The 18,031-nt window shown below is 27.7% G+C and carries 15 protein-coding genes; 14 read left to right on the top strand and 1 reads right to left on the bottom strand.

Annotated elements, in window-relative coordinates; genetic code table 11:
• Positions 1-181 precede the first annotated feature (181 nt).
• From IBJ83_RS06575 to IBJ83_RS06520, 12 genes are all read left to right on the top strand, one after another.
• Positions 182-2,344 (top strand): leucine-rich repeat domain-containing protein, encoded by a 2,163-nt coding sequence (locus tag IBJ83_RS06575; protein WP_201275848.1) that lies wholly within the window; start codon positions 182-184, stop codon positions 2,342-2,344.
• Positions 2,345-2,588: 244 nt separating this feature from the next.
• The gene (locus IBJ83_RS06570) at positions 2,589-3,173 is read left to right on the top strand and encodes a TetR/AcrR family transcriptional regulator (RefSeq protein ID WP_068474378.1); all 585 of its coding nucleotides are present in this window, start codon (positions 2,589-2,591) and stop codon (positions 3,171-3,173) included.
• 11 nt (positions 3,174-3,184) lie between these two features.
• Complete coding sequence (locus IBJ83_RS06565) at positions 3,185-4,900, top strand: ABC transporter ATP-binding protein (protein ID WP_068474380.1); 1,716 nt, start codon at positions 3,185-3,187, stop codon at positions 4,898-4,900.
• Positions 4,900-6,636, top strand: a complete 1,737-nt coding sequence (locus IBJ83_RS06560; RefSeq protein WP_201275847.1) for an ABC transporter ATP-binding protein — start codon at positions 4,900-4,902, stop codon at positions 6,634-6,636. The genes IBJ83_RS06565 and IBJ83_RS06560 overlap by 1 nt, the downstream gene beginning before the upstream one ends.
• A 195-nt stretch (positions 6,637-6,831) precedes the next feature.
• Positions 6,832-7,998 carry a DUF819 family protein gene (locus IBJ83_RS06555; protein WP_201275846.1) on the top strand — a complete coding sequence of 389 codons (1,167 nt, stop codon included), beginning with the start codon at positions 6,832-6,834 and terminating at the stop codon, positions 7,996-7,998.
• Between the two features lie 473 nt (positions 7,999-8,471).
• On the top strand, positions 8,472-9,428 hold the full coding sequence (locus IBJ83_RS06550; protein WP_201275845.1) for an RluA family pseudouridine synthase: 957 nt from the start codon (positions 8,472-8,474) through the stop codon (positions 9,426-9,428).
• Positions 9,429-9,492: 64 nt separating this feature from the next.
• Positions 9,493-9,777, top strand: a complete 285-nt coding sequence (locus IBJ83_RS08530) for a CC/Se motif family (seleno)protein (protein ID WP_269902527.1) — start codon at positions 9,493-9,495, stop codon at positions 9,775-9,777.
• A 160-nt stretch (positions 9,778-9,937) separates the two neighbouring features.
• On the top strand, positions 9,938-10,093 hold the full coding sequence (locus tag IBJ83_RS06540) for a hypothetical protein (protein ID WP_201275844.1): 156 nt from the start codon (positions 9,938-9,940) through the stop codon (positions 10,091-10,093).
• Positions 10,094-10,219: 126 nt separating this feature from the next.
• A complete protein-coding gene (glmS, locus tag IBJ83_RS06535; RefSeq protein WP_201275843.1) occupies positions 10,220-12,046 on the top strand; it encodes a glutamine--fructose-6-phosphate transaminase (isomerizing) in 1,827 nt (608 codons plus the stop codon).
• A gap of 52 nt (positions 12,047-12,098) precedes the next feature.
• The gene (locus tag IBJ83_RS06530; RefSeq protein WP_201275842.1) at positions 12,099-12,905 is read left to right on the top strand and encodes an HAD family hydrolase; all 807 of its coding nucleotides are present in this window, start codon (positions 12,099-12,101) and stop codon (positions 12,903-12,905) included.
• Positions 12,906-12,914: 9 nt separating this feature from the next.
• Positions 12,915-14,117, top strand: coding sequence for a GspE/PulE family protein (locus IBJ83_RS06525; protein WP_201275841.1), 1,203 nt, complete (start codon positions 12,915-12,917; stop codon positions 14,115-14,117).
• Entirely contained in the window at positions 14,107-15,195 is a 1,089-nt protein-coding gene (locus IBJ83_RS06520) for a type II secretion system F family protein (RefSeq protein ID WP_201275840.1), read from the top strand. Before IBJ83_RS06525 ends, IBJ83_RS06520 begins: the two co-directional genes overlap by 11 nt.
• Before the next feature lie 58 nt (positions 15,196-15,253).
• Here the strand turns inward: IBJ83_RS06520 and mscL are convergent, their stop codons facing one another.
• Positions 15,254-15,664, bottom strand: coding sequence for a large-conductance mechanosensitive channel protein MscL (gene mscL / locus IBJ83_RS06515; protein ID WP_333473022.1), 411 nt, complete (start codon positions 15,662-15,664; stop codon positions 15,254-15,256).
• A gap of 293 nt (positions 15,665-15,957) precedes the next feature.
• Here mscL and IBJ83_RS06510 point away from each other — a divergent pair, with 293 nt between their 5' ends.
• Together IBJ83_RS06510 and hisS are read left to right on the top strand one after the other, a co-directional pair.
• Positions 15,958-16,650 (top strand): DUF6873 family GME fold protein, encoded by a 693-nt coding sequence (locus tag IBJ83_RS06510; RefSeq protein ID WP_201275838.1) that lies wholly within the window; start codon positions 15,958-15,960, stop codon positions 16,648-16,650.
• Positions 16,651-16,652: 2 nt separating this feature from the next.
• The gene (gene hisS, locus IBJ83_RS06505; RefSeq protein ID WP_201275837.1) at positions 16,653-17,954 is read left to right on the top strand and encodes a histidine--tRNA ligase; all 1,302 of its coding nucleotides are present in this window, start codon (positions 16,653-16,655) and stop codon (positions 17,952-17,954) included.
• Positions 17,955-18,031 lie beyond the last annotated feature (77 nt).

Here is an 18,031-nt window from a genome sequence, read left to right as displayed (position 1 = left end):
TTTTTTTTGTTATTTTAATTATACAGGATATTCTCTTTTTTTTGTACCCTTGGTCTCACATCAATTGTATCATAACATATTTTGTCATAAAAAATGCAAAAAACTATTGACAAAAAATATATGTATATATATAATTTAAATGTGAGAAAATATAAAAATAAAAAATAGGGGTGAAATGAAAATGAAAAGGAAAAGGATAATGGGATTTTTTCTTGCTCTAGTAATGTTTATGGGTTATCTACCTTTAAATCCAACAGCTAGCTATGCAAATGGCAATGTAGAGATAAATGAAACAAACTTTGAGAATGAAGAATTTAGAAATTATGTAAGTCGTGAGTTTGATAAAGATCAAAATGGCTATTTAAGTCAGGACGAGTTAGATGAGGCTAAACGTATTGATATATACGGAACATCAGTTTCTTCTTTAAAAGGAATTGAACATTTTAAAAATCTTACTGACTTGTATTGTTATGAAAACAAGCTAAAAAGTTTAGATGTAAGTAAAAACACAAATCTTACTAAATTGGTTTGTGATGCAAACGATCTAACAAGTTTGGATGTAAGTAACAACACAAATCTTACTGAATTGGCTTGTACTAGAAACAAGCTAAAAAGTTTAGATGTAAGTAAAAACCCAAATCTTACTAAATTGGATTGTTATAGAAACAAGCTAACAGAGTTAGATGTAAGTAACAACACAAATCTTACTAAATTGCAGTGTTCTGCCAACAAGCTAACAGAGTTAGATGTAAGTAAAAACCCAAATCTTACTATATTGAGTTGTCATACAAACAATCTAACAAGTTTGGATGTAAGTAAAAACATAAATCTTACTGCATTGTGGTGTTTGTCCAACAATCTAACAAGTTTAGATGTAAGTCAAAACACAAATCTTATTAAATTGAGTTGTTATAGAAACAATCTAAGAAGTTTGGATGTAAGTCAAAACACAAATCTTACTGAATTGGATTGTAGTGAAAACAGTCTAACAAGTTTAGATGTAAGTCAAAACACAAATCTTACTCACTTGAATTGTTATGGAAACAAGTTAACAAGTTTAGATGTAAGTAAAAATACAAAGTTTGAATGGTTAGACTGCAAAAAAAATCCACTGATATCTATAAAGCTAGTTAAAAAAGAAGATGCAACTCCTTCGACTTATAGATATAGTCTTAGGTTAACGCCAGCACAATATACTGTAAAAGTTAAAAAAGGAAGTAAAAAAGTTCCATTTGATAAACTTCCCCAAGGTTTTGATAAGAATAGAATTATTGAGTCTGATGTACAACTAGAAGAAGATGGATTTACTTGGGATGGTTCAACTAACCCTATAAAATTTCGCTATCAATTGTGTGAAAATCCAGATGAAGTTAAAAAAGGAGAAAAAGCAATTGTAGATGCAGAAATTACAGTTGAAGAAATCGAATTTGACCCGGAAAATGTAGTATCTATGGAAGTAATAACACAGCCAAAACTAAGCTACACAGAAGGAGAAAAACTAGACCTATCAGGACTTGTAGTAAGATTAACAGACAAAAACAAAATAACAAAAGATGTAGAATTTGAATACTTTGGAACATATAAAATCACAACAAATCCTATAGATGGAACAGCTTTAACATTAAATGACAACAACAAGCCTGTAACATTAACAAAAAGAAACTTGACAGCAGAAACAAATACAGTAGCTGCAAACAATGAAAAAGCCGTAAAATTAACAAAAGGTTTGTTAACTGCAGGAAAAAATCCATTAACTGCAGGAAAAAATCCATTAACTGCAGAAAAAAATCCATTAACTGCACAAACAAATACATTAACAGTAAAGGAAAAACCAACACCAACTCCAACACCTACAGATCCAGCAGTAGTAGGACCGGTAGATCCAACAGATCCAAACGGCGGAAAACCAGCAGATACAAGCAAGTACTGGACAGTAACATTTAAAGCAGACCCGGCAAAGGGAATAATGGGAACTAAAAATACAGTATATGTATTAAAGACAGCAAACAAAACATTAGCTGATATAACAGCTCCAAAAGTTACAGCAAAAGCTGGATTTAAATTTACAGGTTGGGAACCGGCTTTAGATAAAAACACATCAATCAATGGAAACCTAACAGTAAATGCAAAATTTGAAAAAGTAGCAGTAACACCAGCACCACAAGATCCACCAGTTGTAGGGGCAGAAGATCCAACACAACCAGGTGAAAAGCCACAAGTAGCTAACAATAAGACACTTCCAAAGACAGCTAATAGTATGAACATAGAATTGTACACTATTTTTATGATACTTTCAGGAACGTTACTTGTTGTAGCATTTAAAAGAAAAAAAGAGAGTCAATAGATAACTCAAATAGAAAAAAATCGACCTTTAAGATTTAAGGGTCGATTTTTTATTTTTAAAAAACATATTTTTTATATCATATATAAATATTCATATTTTTGTAAATAGAAATACTAAATCAATATAAATTTTAAAAAAAAATATTGAAAAGAATTATTAAAAGTTGTATAATACATTTAACGACGATTGTGTCGCTTTGTTTTTAGTGTATAAAATATAAATATTTACAAAAAGGAGATTTATTATGCGTAATGAAAGACTACCTGCTGATGAGAGAAAGAGGCAGATTAGATATTGTGCGAAGGATGTTTTTATTCGTAAGGGATTTCACAATACGACTATGGAGGATGTAATAGCAGAGAGTGGCTTAAGTAAAGGTGGAGTTTATAGACATTACAAGAGTACAACGGAAATGATGTATGATTTAATGGAAGATGGTTGTGATTATAGATATAATGTTGTAGATAATTTTTTAAAAGAGCATAAAGATTTAGATAAATACGATATTATTTCCGAAATTATTGTAGAGAAAATTTTAGCTGATAATGAGCTTTTGGCTGTTTATGTTATGTTTCTTCAAGAAAAAAATTATGATGAATCTTTGGAAAACTTATATTTGAAATTGGAAAGAGAAACTTTGATTAATATGAGAAGTCTTTTGAAAAATATGGGTATTAATTTTGATTTTATAGATGATAGGTTCTTTTCTGATTTTATAAACAGTTTAATTTTGGGAGGAGAAATTTTAAAGGCAAAGGGAAACTTTTATAAAAATAAAGAAAATTTAAAAGATATGATAAAAATTTATTTTAAAAATTTAGATAGATAGGAGGGTTAATTATGGAACTGATAAAAAAGTATGTAAATAAAAATGTTTTTAGTTATTTACTATCAGTTGTTTTTGCGATTTTGGGAGTCGCAATGGGACTTATAACTTACATTATTCTTGCTAAGTTGGTGGTTTCAGTTGTTAGTGGAAATATGGATATTTCTTTCTATACACAAAATATTATTTTTATTTTGGGAGCTTTCGTTTTGAAAGAAGTTTTTGCAGGGATTTCTACTTTAATTTCTCATACTGCAACTTTTAAAGTTTTGGCTGATATGAGAAAAGATATTATGGGGAAATTATTTAAAATGCCTTTAGGAGATATTTTAAATTACAGTACGGGAAAATTAAAGGATATAATTGTTGACCAAGTTGACCATATGGAAACTTCTTTGGCGCATATTATTCCTGAGGTAACGGCCAATTTAGTTGGACCTATTGTGCTTTTAGGATATATGTTGATTTTAGATTGGCGTCTTATGTTGTTGTCTTTAATTCCTCTTGTAATTGGTTTTGGTGCAATGGCAACAATTATGAATAAAAGCTATCAATTAAGTTATAAAAAGTCTGTTGAAATAGGACAAAAGATGAATAATTCAGTTGTTGAGTATATTAATGGGGTTGAGGTTATTAAGGCTTTTAATCAAAGCGACAGCTCTTATGAAAAATATTCTAAGTCTGTTTATGATAATGCCAGTTTTTTCTATAATTGGATGAAGTCTTGTTCAATAAGGTCTGCAATGGGGATGCATTTATCTCCAATGGGACTTTTAACTATTTTGCCTTTTAGTGTTATTTTTTATTTGAATGGGAGTTTGAATGTTGTAAATTTAATTGCAATAATTATTTTATCTTTTGGAACTATTGAAAATTTAATAAAGATTTCAGCTTATATTGATGATTTAGCTAGAATTGGAACAATAACAGGAGAAATTCAAGGAATTTTAAGTTCAAAAGAATTGATACATTCAAATTCTGATTTTGAAATTAAAAATTTTGATATAGACTTTGAAAATGTTTCATTTGCATATAATGAAGATAAACAAATTTTAGAAGATTTATCCTTAAATATAAAGGAAAATAGAGCTACTGCATTTGTTGGACCAAGTGGTAGTGGTAAGAGTACGATTACAAAGTTAATTGCAGGTTTTTGGGATGTTGACAAGGGAGATATAAAAATCGGTGGAGTTAGTTTGAAAGATATTTCTTTGAAAAAACTTTCTGATTTGATTTCTTATGTTTCGCAAGATAATTTTCTTTTTGATATTAGCATAAAGGAAAATATAAGAATTGCAAAACCTGATGCAACTGATGAAGAAATTGTTGAAATGGCTAAAAAATCCGGTTGCCACGAATTTATTATAAATTTGGAGAATGGATACGATACTATTGTTGGAGAGGGCGGAAGTCATTTGTCCGGAGGAGAAAGACAAAGAATTTCTATTGCAAGGGCTATGCTTAAAAATGCACCAATAGTTATTTTGGACGAGGCAACTTCTTATATTGATGCTGAAAATGAAAGTATTATACAAGAGTCAATCAGTAATTTGGTTAAGGGTAAAACTTTGATTATGATTGCTCATAGACTTAGAACTGTAACAAATGTTGATGAAATTTTTGTTATAGAAAATGGGAAAATAAATTCAAAAGGAACACATAATGAACTTATTGAAAATTCAAAACTTTATAAGGAAATGTGGGATTCTGCAATAAAGGGGGAAGAGTAATGCTTACAGTATTTAGAAAAATATGGAATTTTTCCATAAAAGAACAAAAAAATATAAAATTTTCTATTTTCTTTGCGCTTTTAAATGCAATATTTAACTCTTTTCAATTTGGCGCAATTTATTATATTTTAAATAAAATTTTTACAAATACTTTAGAAACTAGAGATGCCTTAATTGTATTTTTGATTATGCTTGTATGTGTAGTTGGGAAGATTTTTACTCAAAAGACTTCACAGCTACAACAAACTCATGCAGGATATTTTATGTCTGCTCATAGGAGAATAGAAATTGGAGAAAAAATCAAAAAAGTTCCAATGGGATTTTTCTCAAGTTTTAATCTTGGAAAACTTACAACTCTTGCGACTACAAACTTAAGTCAAATAGAAATGTGGGTGCCAATGTTACTTGTAATGGTACTTGGAGGAATGCTTACAACTTTTGTTTTTGTTGTTGGATTGTTTTTCTTTAATTACAAAATTGCTTTGATTGCAACTTTAGGAATATTTGCATTTTTATTTGTAACTGCTATGATGGAAAGAAAATCCAGAAAAAATGCTATGAAGGCGCATAAGATACAAGCAATACTTACTTCACAAGTTCTATCTGCACTTTTAGGAATGCAAATTATTAAGTCATATAATCTTGTTAATGAAAATAATAAAGATTTGGAAAAATCTTTTGATGATGTTCGTGATTATACATTGGGCTTGGAAAAAACTTTAATTCCTTACAACATAATTCAAAAGATTGTAATCGCCATAACAACTGCTTGTATGCTTTATGTTTCTTTTAATATGTATGTTGCAGGTAGTATAATTTTGTCCGATTTAATTATGCTTACTATTGCAAGTTATGTAATTTTTAATGGGATTATCGGAGCAGGTAGTGTAATGGCAATTCTTAGAGTTACTGAAAATGCGATAGATTCACTAAATTATGTAAATGAAATTCCTGATATGAAAGAGGGAATCGTTGAAAAAGAAATTGATAACTTTGATATAGAATTTAGAAATGTTGAATTTAGTTACAATAAAAAGAAGATTTTGAATAATATTTCTTGTAAGATAAATCAAAATAATTTAACTGCAATAGTTGGGCCGTCAGGCTCCGGAAAGACAACTTTTTGTAATTTGATTGCAAGATTTTGGGACGTAAATTCAGGAAGTATTTTGATTGGTGGAAAGGATATAAGAGAATATTCACTTAAAAATTTAATGAAAAATATTTCTTTTGTTTTCCAAAATGTTTATCTTTTTGAAGATACAATAGAAAACAATATAAAATTTGGAAAGCCGAATGCAACTAGAGAAGAAGTTATTGAAGTTGCTAAAAAGTCTATGTGCCACGACTTTATTATGAGTTTACCTGATGGATACGATACAATTATTGTTGAGGGAGGTTCTAACCTTTCAGGAGGAGAAAAACAAAGAATTTCAATCGCAAGAGCTATGCTAAAAGATGCACCGATAATAATATTTGACGAGGCAACTGCGAATGTTGACCCTGAAAATGAAGATAAATTACAAAATGCGATCGAAGAGCTGACAAAAGATAAAACCGTTATAATGATTGCGCATAGATTAAAGACAATCAGAAATGCAAATCAAATTTTAGTTCTAAACCAAGGACATATCGAAGAATCCGGAACACATAGCGAATTGATAGAACACAACGGATTGTATAAAGATTTAATCGACTCAAAGAATAAATCAGTTAATTGGAAAATAGAAAATTAGTAAAAAGGGTAGCAATGGCTATAATAAATAAAAAAAGAAATAACTAGTTGATTAAAAAAATCTCAAAGCCTTAGCTTTGGGATTTTTTGTATATTTGTAAATTATGTGAGAGCAAAAATTATAAAAAATATATTGACTTTTTAAATGCATTTATTGTAAAATGAATGTACAACAATATATTTAAAGGGGGAAAATTTGTTGAATGCTTTGATTACAAGAAATGACGGTTTACTTTTCGTCATATTACTAATGGTTTCATTATCATTATGGGTACAAAAATATAAAGTTTTTAAATCTTTAGGACCTGTTCTTACAGTTGTAGTACTAGGGATTATTTTATCAAATACCCATATTGTTCCTATTTCTCATGATTTATATGGAGAAATTTCTACTTATTTAGTTCCAGTTGCAATTTCAGTTTGTATGCTTAGTATGAATTTTAAAGAGCTAAAAAAGCTTACCAAAGAGCCTCTATTGGCTTTGGTTTCTGCTATCTTTTCAGTCTGTATAGTTGCTATAATATTGGGAATTTATTTTGCACCAAAAATAATTGAAGGTTGGAAATGTGCAGGTATGTTTGTAGGAACTTATACAGGAGGAACTCCTAACTTAACAGCTATAGCTACAGGACTTGATTGTTCAAGAGAAACTCTTGCTGCGGCAAATGCAGCAGATTATGTTGTTTCAACACCACTTATGGTATTTTTATTTGCATCTCCTATGATTCTTAAAGCATCAAAAAGATGGAATAAATTTTGGCCATATCAACTTAGTGATGAAGAATTAGAAGATGGTGAACAAGAAACACTTATGTCCGATAAAAAATGGTCAATAAAAGATATAACTTGGTTACTTACTATAGGTTTTGCTGTAACATTTTTTACTACAATTATTTCTCAAAAAATATTTCCTGCAGATTTTTGGAAATCAGGAAGATTATTGATGCTTACAACTGTTTCTATAATCATTTCTCAATTGAAACCTGTAAAAAAATTAAGAGGAAATTTAGATTTAGGATTGTTTTTATCTTTAATTTTTCTTTCAACAATAGGATTTGCAGTTGATTTAAAACAATTTATCGGTTCAGCATTTATGATGACTTTGTATGTATTACTAATGTTAATATTTTGTATATTAGTACATTTAATAATATGTAGATTATTAAAAATTAAATATGAATATGTAATTTTATCAATGGTAGGATGCATTGTAGATGGACCAACATCTGCTCTTACAGCGGCAGGAGCTAATTGGAAATCTCTTATAAATGTAGGATTGATAATGGGTATAATAGCAGGGGCTTTAGGAAATTATGTAGGAATATTTGTATCCTATACAGTTAAATATTTATGTGGTCTATAGGTTAGATTATGTAATATTAAAAAATTTAGGAAGTGATAAAGTAAAATTCACTTCCTTTTTTAATAAAAATATTTATTTAAACAAATAAATACTTTAATGTACATTTGTAAATGATGTGAGACCAAAAATTATAAAAAAATATAACCTGTATGTTAGACTTAAAGGAGAATTAATTCTCCTTTAAGTCTCAGAGTGCAGACAAAGCTTTAGCTTTGGGATTTTTTCATTGACATAGGTATTTGTATAGGATATAATTAAATTTACCTTAGACTAATCTAAAAAGAAAATTTAATTTCATCATATTTTACTTTAAAAAAATCGTATAAAATGGAAAATATGATATAATTAAATTCACAATAAATTAATCCAAAAGAAAATTTAATTTCATCACAAATAGGGATGACGGAGTAAGTAGAGTGATGTTTTTTAATAGCTTGATGTTAAAAGTGAACAAAATATGAAAGTGAGAAACTATGAGAAATGTTGAAATAAATATAAATGATTCTGCTCAAAGAATTGATAGGTTTTTGAAAAAGTATTTGAATAATGCTAGTACGTCTATGATTCAAAAGTTTTTGAGGACTAAAAAGATAAAAGTTAATAAAAAAAGAGTTGATGCAAATTATATTTTAAATGAAAATGATATTGTGAATATTTTTATTTATGAGGAAGAACTTGAAAAGTTGATTATTTCAAAGACTAAGAAGTATTCATATTCTAAAAAACTTGATGTAGTTTATGAAGATGAAAATATAATTGTTATGAATAAGCCGAAAAATTTGTTATCTCATGCATCTTCAAAAGAGGATTATGGTAATAATTTGGTTGATTTTATGATTGGCTACTTGCTTGAAAAGGGTGATTACAATCCAAGAGTTGAAAAAACTTTTGTTCCTGCGATAATAAATAGGCTTGATAGAAATACTTCAGGTCTTGTTATTGGGGCTAAGAATTCAATGGCACTTAGAGAGTTAAATAGAATTAAAGAAACCTCTGTTGAAAAATATTATAAAACTGTTGTAAGTGGTTATGTTAAGAAAAATTTTATCATTAATGAAAAACTTGAAAAGAACGAAGAAAAAAACAAATCAAGTATTTCAAAAAATGGTAAGGAGTCCATAACAGAAGTTTATGTTGAAAGGAATAATGAAAATTTTAGTTTGCTTAAGATAAAACTTATAACGGGTAGAACTCATCAGATTAGAAGTCATTTAAGTTCTAAGGGATTTCCTATAATTGGTGATGTGAAGTATGGCGATATGGAAGTTAATAAATTTTTTAGAAATAATTTTGATTTAAAGAGTCAATTTTTACATGCAGAAACAATAATTTTTAAAAATATAGAAGGTGAGCTTAGTTACCTTAACGATAAAGAATTTTTTGCTCCAATGGAAGAAAATTATAAAAATATAATTCGAAAAACATTTTGATAAAAAGTTTCATAAATTTTGTTGAGGGTATATTCTTTGTATCAGAACATTAGAGGTGAATATTATGAAAATTATAATTGATGAAAAAGCTAAAAATTTTTTAGAAAAGAAAAACAATGGTGTTATGACTGTTGAGGTTAGAGGTTGCAGTTCTTGAAGTGGTGTTGTTTTAAAACCAATGGCTTCATTAGGTAAACCTTTAAATTTAGATAAATATACATTAGAAAATATTGATGGAATAGATGTGTATGTTATGAATGGAATTAAAGCAGTTAATGATACTGTTACTGTTTCAACTATGAGTTTTCTATTTATGGAAAATTTGGTAGTTAATGGAATAATTGTTTAAAAGGCTGTTTATACAGTCTTTTTTGTTAGGAGTGATTAATATAAAAGTTGTTATAAATGAAAAAGCAAAAAAACTTTTAAAGGAAAATCAAAAGGAGATAATGGTTGAGCTTAAAGGTTGGAGTAACTGAAATTGTTCAACTGAATTAAAACCGTCAGTTTTGATTGGTAAGCCTAAAAATACAAATGCTTTTGATTTTTTTGAAGTGGATGATTTTAATATTTACATTACTAGAAAACTTCCTGAAGATTCTTTTGTAGAAATTTCTTCAGCTACTTTTTATGATTTGGAGTATTTGATAGCAATAGTTAAATAAGATTTTATATTGTATTGAACTATTGTGTGTTGAACTATGTGATAATTTTTCTACTTGAAAAAATTTGCAAAATGTGATATTATATGTGAATAAGTAGCGATAAAATTATTTTTAGGAGGAAATTTTATGTGCGGTATTGTTGGATACATTGGTAGTTCAAATGCTATTGATGTAATTTTAAATGGATTAGAAACTTTAGAATATAGAGGATACGATTCATCTGGAATCGCATTTTTAGAAGATAATAAAATAGATGTTGTTAAAGCTGTTGGAAGAATCAGCAATTTAAGAGAAAAATTAGAAAATGAATATAAAAATAAAATTTCAAATATTGGTGTAGGGCATACAAGATGGGCAACTCATGGAGTTCCGTCAGATGAAAACTCACATCCACATTTAAGTATGAATTCAAAATTTGCAGTAGTTCATAATGGAATAATCGAAAATTATTTACATTTAAAAGAAGAACTTTTAGCTAAAAATTTTGTTTTTAAATCAGAAACTGATACGGAGGTTATTCCTCAATTATTGGAAGACTTAGATGATGGAGATTTTTTAAGTACAGTTTTTAAAATGAGAGCAAAGGTAAATGGAAGTTATGCTTTTGGGATTTTAAAACAAGATACTAAAGAGCTTATTGGAACTAGAAAAGAAAGTCCTTTAATCGTTGGCATTGGCGATGGAGAGTTTTTCATTGCGTCAGATGTTATTGCAGTTTTGAAATATACAAGAGATATTATTTATCTTGAAAATGGAGATTTAATTCATTTTAAAGATGGAAAATATACTATTTATGATGAAGATAACAATGTTGTTACTAGAGAAGTTAAACATGTTGATTGGTCTGTTGAGACAGCTACAAAAGGTGGCTATGACCATTTTATGTTAAAGGAAATTTATGAACAACCAAAAGTTATTGAAGAAACTTTCCTTAGAAGATTAGATGAAAATGATGAGTTAGTTTTAGACGGAATGGAAAGTTTATTAAATGAAAATTTAAGCAAATTTAATAAATGTTATATTGTGGCTTGTGGTACAGCATATCATTCAGGGCTTGTTAGTAAGGAAATTTTGGAAAAAGCCTTAAGATTTCCTGTAATTGTCGATATTGCATCTGAATTTAGATATTCAGACAGAATGGTAGATGATAAAACTTTGGTTATAATCATCAGTCAATCAGGAGAAACTGCTGATACACTTGCAGGACTTAGAGAGGCTAAAAAGAAAGGAGCAACTATTTTAAGTGTTACAAATGTTGTCGGCTCATCAATAGCCAGAGAGTCAGACAATGTGTTTTACACTTGGGCAGGACCTGAAATAGCAGTTGCAAGTACAAAGGGTTATACAACACAAGTTACTGCTCTTTATATGATTGCTTTAAAATTTGCTAGAATTTTAGGAACAATTTCTTTAGATGAATATAAAAATGTAATTTCAAATTTAAAGCAATTGCCAAGCAAAATAGAAACTTTATTGAAAGATACAGAAATTTATAAAAAAATTGCATTAGAATTAAAAGACAAGAATACTTGTTTCTACTTAGGAAGAGGTCTTGATTATTATACTGCTATGGAAAGTGCATTGAAATTAAAAGAAATTTCATATATCTATACTGAAAGCTTTGCAGCCGGCGAGTTAAAACATGGAACTATCGCTTTGATTGAAGAAGGAACTCCTGTTTTTGTGGTTGCAACTCAAGAGAGATTATATGAAAAAATTATTTCAAATGTAAAAGAAGTTAAAGCAAGAGGAGCGCATGTTGTTGAAATAACTCACTTGGATAACAATCTTGACGTTTCTGATGAAAAAATATTAATTCCTGGTACAATAGAAATTTTAATGCCTATAATTTCAGTTGTTGCAAGTCAACTTATTGCTTATTATGTATCCTTAGCAAAGGGAAATGATGTTGATAAGCCAAGAAATTTAGCGAAATCTGTTACGGTTGAATAGAATTAGAGGGGGACTTTGAAGTCCCTTTTTTGATAAAAGTTAGGAGAAAATTATGTATAAATTAATAGCACTTGATATGGACGGAACAACTTTTAATGAGGAGCATAAAATCTCAGATGTTGTTAAAGATGCCTTATTTTACGCTATGGAAAAAGGTGTAAAGATTGCATTTATTTCAGGTAGAGAGGAATTTACAATAAAACAAACCTTAGAGGAGTTAAAAATAGATACTTATTATGGAGCTTTAAATGGTAGTTTAATTTCTACAACTTACAGCAAAGTTCCAAAATTTGTAAAGAGTTTAAATAAAGAATATCTTTTTGATATTTTAGATACTATTGAAAAGAATGATTTGACACCAATAGTTTTTTTGGAAAATTTAATTTTTACAAATGATTCAAATGATGAATATGTTGAGATTATTTCTAAATTTATAAATCCTAAAATAATTAGGGTTAAGAGTGTTAAGGAATATATTTTAGAAAATAATTTAGAAGAAAAGGTCTTGAAAATTGGAATTTGTCAAGAATATGATGTTTTGAAAATTTTAGAAGAAAAGTTTTCTGATACGATAAAAAGTGAATATACTTTAGCTTTTTCATTGCCTTTCTTTTTTGAATTAATGGCAAAAGATACAGACAAAGGTTCTTGTTTAAGGGAAATTTGTAGGCTTAATGATATAGAATTGTCTGAAACTATCGCAATTGGAGATGGAGAAAATGACATTCCTATGTTAAACATTTCAGGACTTTCTATTGCAATGAGTAATGCTATGGAAAATGTAAAGAAAAATGTTGATTATATAACTGATACGAATAAAAATGATGGAGTTGCAAAGTCTATAAGAAAGTTTATTTAGAGGAAAGTTATGAAAAAAATTTTTGTTGATAAAGTTGAGAATGTCGAAGATTTTGTTAATACAGTAATATCTGTTGCGATAGAAAACAATGCATCAGATATACATTTTGAGCCAAGAGAAGATGCTTTTTATATAAGATATAGAATTGACGGAGAACTTATTGATATCTATAAAGTTAGCAGTTTTAATGCTCCTATTATAATTTCTCGTATAAAAATCATCTCAAAAATGGATATTACAATTAAGAGAATGCCACAAGACGGAAGATTAGATTTTAATTTTAATGAAAATTCAGTTGACATTAGAGTTGCATCTGTTCCTGTAATTTTGGGTGAAAAAATTGTAATGAGAATTTTAAATTCCGGAAATTTTAAAATTGACATTGACAATTTAGGACTTTATGAAGAAGAAAAATATCTAATAGAAAATATTATAAAAAGTCCAAACGGTGTTTTAATCATAAGTGGGCCAACGGGAAGCGGTAAATCTTCAACACTCTACTCATTTGTAAAAAAATTACAAAAAGAAAGTATCAACATAATTACTTTAGAAGACCCGGTTGAAGTTAGAATTAGTGGAATAAATCAAATAAATATAAATCAAGCATTGGGACTTGACTTTGCAACCGGACTTAGAGCTATGTTAAGACAAGATTTTGAAGTTGGTTTGGTTGGAGAAATGAGAGATAGAGAAACTGCAAATATTGCTCTTAGAGCAGGGATAACGGGGCATCTCATTTTTACAACTTTACATACAGCAGATACGGTTTCAGCGATAATTAGACTTTTGAATTTGGGAATAGAAAATTATGTAATTTCTTCCGGAGTAATTGCTATTTTATCGCAAAGACTTGTTAGGAAACTCTGTCCAAAATGTAAAGTTAAAAGAGCTTTAACTGAATTTGAAAAGGAGAATTTTAAGAAAAACGGTCTTGAAATTCCGAAATATATTTACGATAAATGTGGCTGTGAAGATTGTAATAGTGGATATATTGGAAGAACTTTGATTTTAGAGCATTTAATTTTAGATGATGAAATAAAAGAAATCATAAATGAAAATTGTAACAGTGTTAGACTTTATGAATACTTTAGAAAAAATGGAAATGAAAGTTTGTATAAAAACGGACTTAGAAAAATTGCTGACGGGATAACAAGTTTTGAAGAGGTTAATAAAATTTTGTTTTCATTAGGAGAGTTTGAAAATGAGTTTTAAAGAAAAGTTTTTTAATATTTTAAATATGGAAATTGGAAATAAACTTAATTTACTCGATTTAAGTATTTCTCTAAAAGAGGCGGGACTTCTTTTAAAATCAAATATTAATACTGCTGAAACGATAAATTTACTTTCAAAAACTTCTCCAAATAAGACTTTAAAGAAAATTTTTGCAGAAGTTTATGAAAACTTATTAAAAGGATTTGACTTATATCAATCTTTTTCGGAAACGAAAAAATTTGACAATTTATTTTTATCTTTAATAAAATCTGGGGAGAGTTCAGAAAAATTATCGGAAGTTTTCTTGTATTTATCATTGTATTACGAAAAGAAATACAAACTGAAACAAAAACTTATAAGTATAATGACTTACCCTATTATATTACTTTTTGTTACATTTGTGGTTTTAGTTTTTCTTTTAAACAATGTAATACCAATGTTTTTAGAGATTTTTGAAGATAGTAATGTAGAACTTCCTAAAGTTACAAAATTTTTAGTAAAAAGTACAAATTTTGTAAAGCAAAATTATTTATATATAATTTTAGGAATTTTAATTTTTGTTATTTTTATAAAATTTATTTCAAAGAAATATGCAGTTAGAAAATTCTTTGGAAAAATGCTTTTTAAAATTCCTTATATAAAGGTGCATTACCAAAATTACATCACTTCAATAGTTGCAAAAAATCTTACGATTTTGTTAAATGGAAATATAAGTATAGTTGAGGCTTTGGAAATTGTAAAAAATTCTACAAGAAACATTTTTATTAGTGAACATCTGGAAGTTGCTATTTTAAAAATAAAAAGCGGAAAGCTAATTTCAAATTCTTTGGAAGACGATTTGATTTTCAACCTTGCATTTATAAATATGCTTGCAATAGGAGAAAATAGTGAAAACTTAGTTGAAATACTTGAAAGTGCGACGGAGTATTACGACCAAAAAATAAATTATTCAGTTGATAAAATATTACAATACTTACAACCTATTATAATAATTTTAATTTCACTCTTTGTTGCATTTATCGTCTTTTCAATAGCAATACCGATTTTCGACTTGTCGAATGGAATAAGTATAGAATAGATAACAAAAAAGCTACGATTTTTTTCGTAGCTTTTGTTTTTTTCTTAATTTTCTTTGATTATTTTTCTTTTATTTCTGCTAAGATATTCTTAATGTCTGTTAAGATTTCTTCTTGAGTTGGAGCTTTTGGTGTTTCTTCAACTACTTCTTCTTTCTTTCTTGATAATTTATTCATAGCTTTTACCATCATAAAGATACAAAATGCAATTATTAGAAAATCAATAACATTTTGAATAAATGCTCCATATTTAAAAGCAACTTCTGCAATTTCTTTAGACTTATCTCCAGCTTTTAATACAATTTTTAGGTCTGAAAAATTAATACCACCTGTTAAAATTGAAAGTAAAGGCATTAAAATGTCATTTACTAAAGAAGTAACGATTTTTCCGAATGCTCCACCTATAATTACCCCAACTGCCAAGTCCATTACATTACCTTTTAAGGCAAATTCTTTAAATTCTTTTAACATAAACATCCTCCTAAATAAATGTTATATAATAAATACAGTTTTATGGTTATTGTATAAAAGTGTATTTATTTCATCATATTTACCATTTAAAGATTATCTAAATTGGAAATATGATATAATAAATATGAATTTACAATTCTTGTGTAAAAGAATATTTATTTCATCATATTTACCTTTTTAAATTTATTAAAATGGAAATATGATATAATATACATAACTTAAAAAAGTTAAGTCATAATTACTAAGATTAATTATACCCAATTACATAAAATTTAATCATTTAGGAGATTAATATGTTACAAAAAGTTTTAGTTAGTAATAAAGCTAGTGAAAGTTTTTTTGAACTTTTAAATTCAAAAAATATTGAATATATAAAAAGTGTAGATAATGAAAAATTTAATAAAAATTATAATGACCATATCGATATTAGCGTTTTAAAAATTGATGATGAAATTTATATTGAAGATTCTGTTTTTGAATATTATAGTGAATTTTTAAAAGAGTTTAGGTTAAAAAGAATTTGCGTTTCAGGTTTTAAAAATAGTGAAATTGTTTTAAATATCTCAAAGAATGATAAGTACTTTTTTCATAATGAAAAATTTACAACAAATGAAATTTTTGAAAAGCTGAGTTTGAATAGAAAATATATAAAAGTAAATCAGGGATATGCAAATTGTAGTATGATTTGTTTTAAAAATCATATCATAACAAGTGATGAGGGAATTTATAAGACTTTAAAAAATGAAAAAATAAATGTGGAATTTGTTACAACAGACGGAATTATATTAAATGGATATAAAAATGGATTTATCGGAGGAACTTGCGGTTTTGTTTCTGATGATACTTTATTGTTCTATGGTGATGTGACAAAATACAAAGATTATGATATAATTAAATACATAGCGGATGAAGAAAATGTGAAAATAATTTTTCCAAAAGATGAAGAATTTGTCGATTTGGGTGGGATTATTTCACTATGGAGGTAATTATGGGATTTATAAAGCCAAGCAATGTTGTTGGAACTATGGAACTTTTGCCTAGTGAACAAATTTTGTTTGATAATGTTAAAAATATAATTGAGGATACTTTTAAAAAGCGTGGTTTTTTACCGATAGATACGCCTGTTTTTGAAAAGAATGAGATTCTTTTGGCTAAGGGTGGTGGGGAAACTACAAAACAAATTTTTAAGATTGATTCTGAAAGTAAGGATATTTCTTTAAGATTTGATTTGACTGTTCCTTTGGCGAGATATGTTGCTCAGTATTTTAATGATTTGAATTTTCCTTTTAGAAGATACCATATAGCTAAGGTTTATCGTGGTGAGAGAAATCAAAAGGGAAGATATAAAGAGTTTTATCAATGTGATATTGATGTTATTGGAAATGGAAAACTTGATATAAAAAATGATGCAGAACTTCCTTATATAATTTATGAAATTTTTTCAAAGATTATAAACGAAAAGTTTGCGATTAATTTTAGTAATTTAAAAATTATAAATGGTTTTTTTGAAAGTTTAGGTATTGAGAATAAGACAGATATTTTAAGAATTATTGATAAGATTGAAAAAATCGGACTTGAAAAAGTTATTTCAGAGCTTAAAGCTATCGGTATTTCTGATGATGTTTTAGAAAAAATTGTAGAATTTATAAATATATCCGGAAGTAATGAAGAAATTATCGAAAAGTTAAATTCTTTAGAAATTTCAAATGAACTTTTTGTAAAAGGGGTTGAGGAGTTAAAAGAGGTTTATGCTTGTATGAAACTTTTTGGAATTCCTGATGAATTTATAAGAATAAACTTGACGATAACAAGAGGTCTGGATTACTATACAGGAACTGTTTATGAAACATTTTTAGAAAATTATAGACAACTTGGAAGTGTATGCTCCGGAGGTCGATATGACGATCTTTCAAGTAATTATACAAGTCAAGTTTTACCCGGTGTTGGTATTTCTATCGGACTTACAAGACTGTTCTACCAACTACTTGATAAGAATTTATTTAAGGAAATAAAAGTAAATAGTATTGATGCTTTAATCATTCCGATGGAAAATTGTTATGATTATGCCATAAAACTATTGAATTTATTTAAAAATAGTGGTAAAATAATACAAGTATATTTTGAAGATGCAAAGATGAAGAAAAAAATATCTTATGCAGACAAGTTAAATATTCCTTATATAATCATAGTTGGAGAGGACGAGAAAAATACAAATACTTACACAGTTAAGAATTTAAAAACTGGAGAGCAAAAGACTGTTGATTTTGAAGGATTGTTAAAGTTAATATAGACGTTGAAGTAACGAGTAGGAAAATAGGGCTTTAAGAGAGAGTGGAACGTGGCTGTAATTCCATTTAAGATACCGTT

It is taken from the genome of Parvimonas parva (assembly GCF_016552165.1).
GTDB lineage: Bacteria > Bacillota > Clostridia > Tissierellales > Peptoniphilaceae > Parvimonas > Parvimonas parva.
This window is presented reverse-complemented; position numbering and strand designations above follow the sequence as displayed.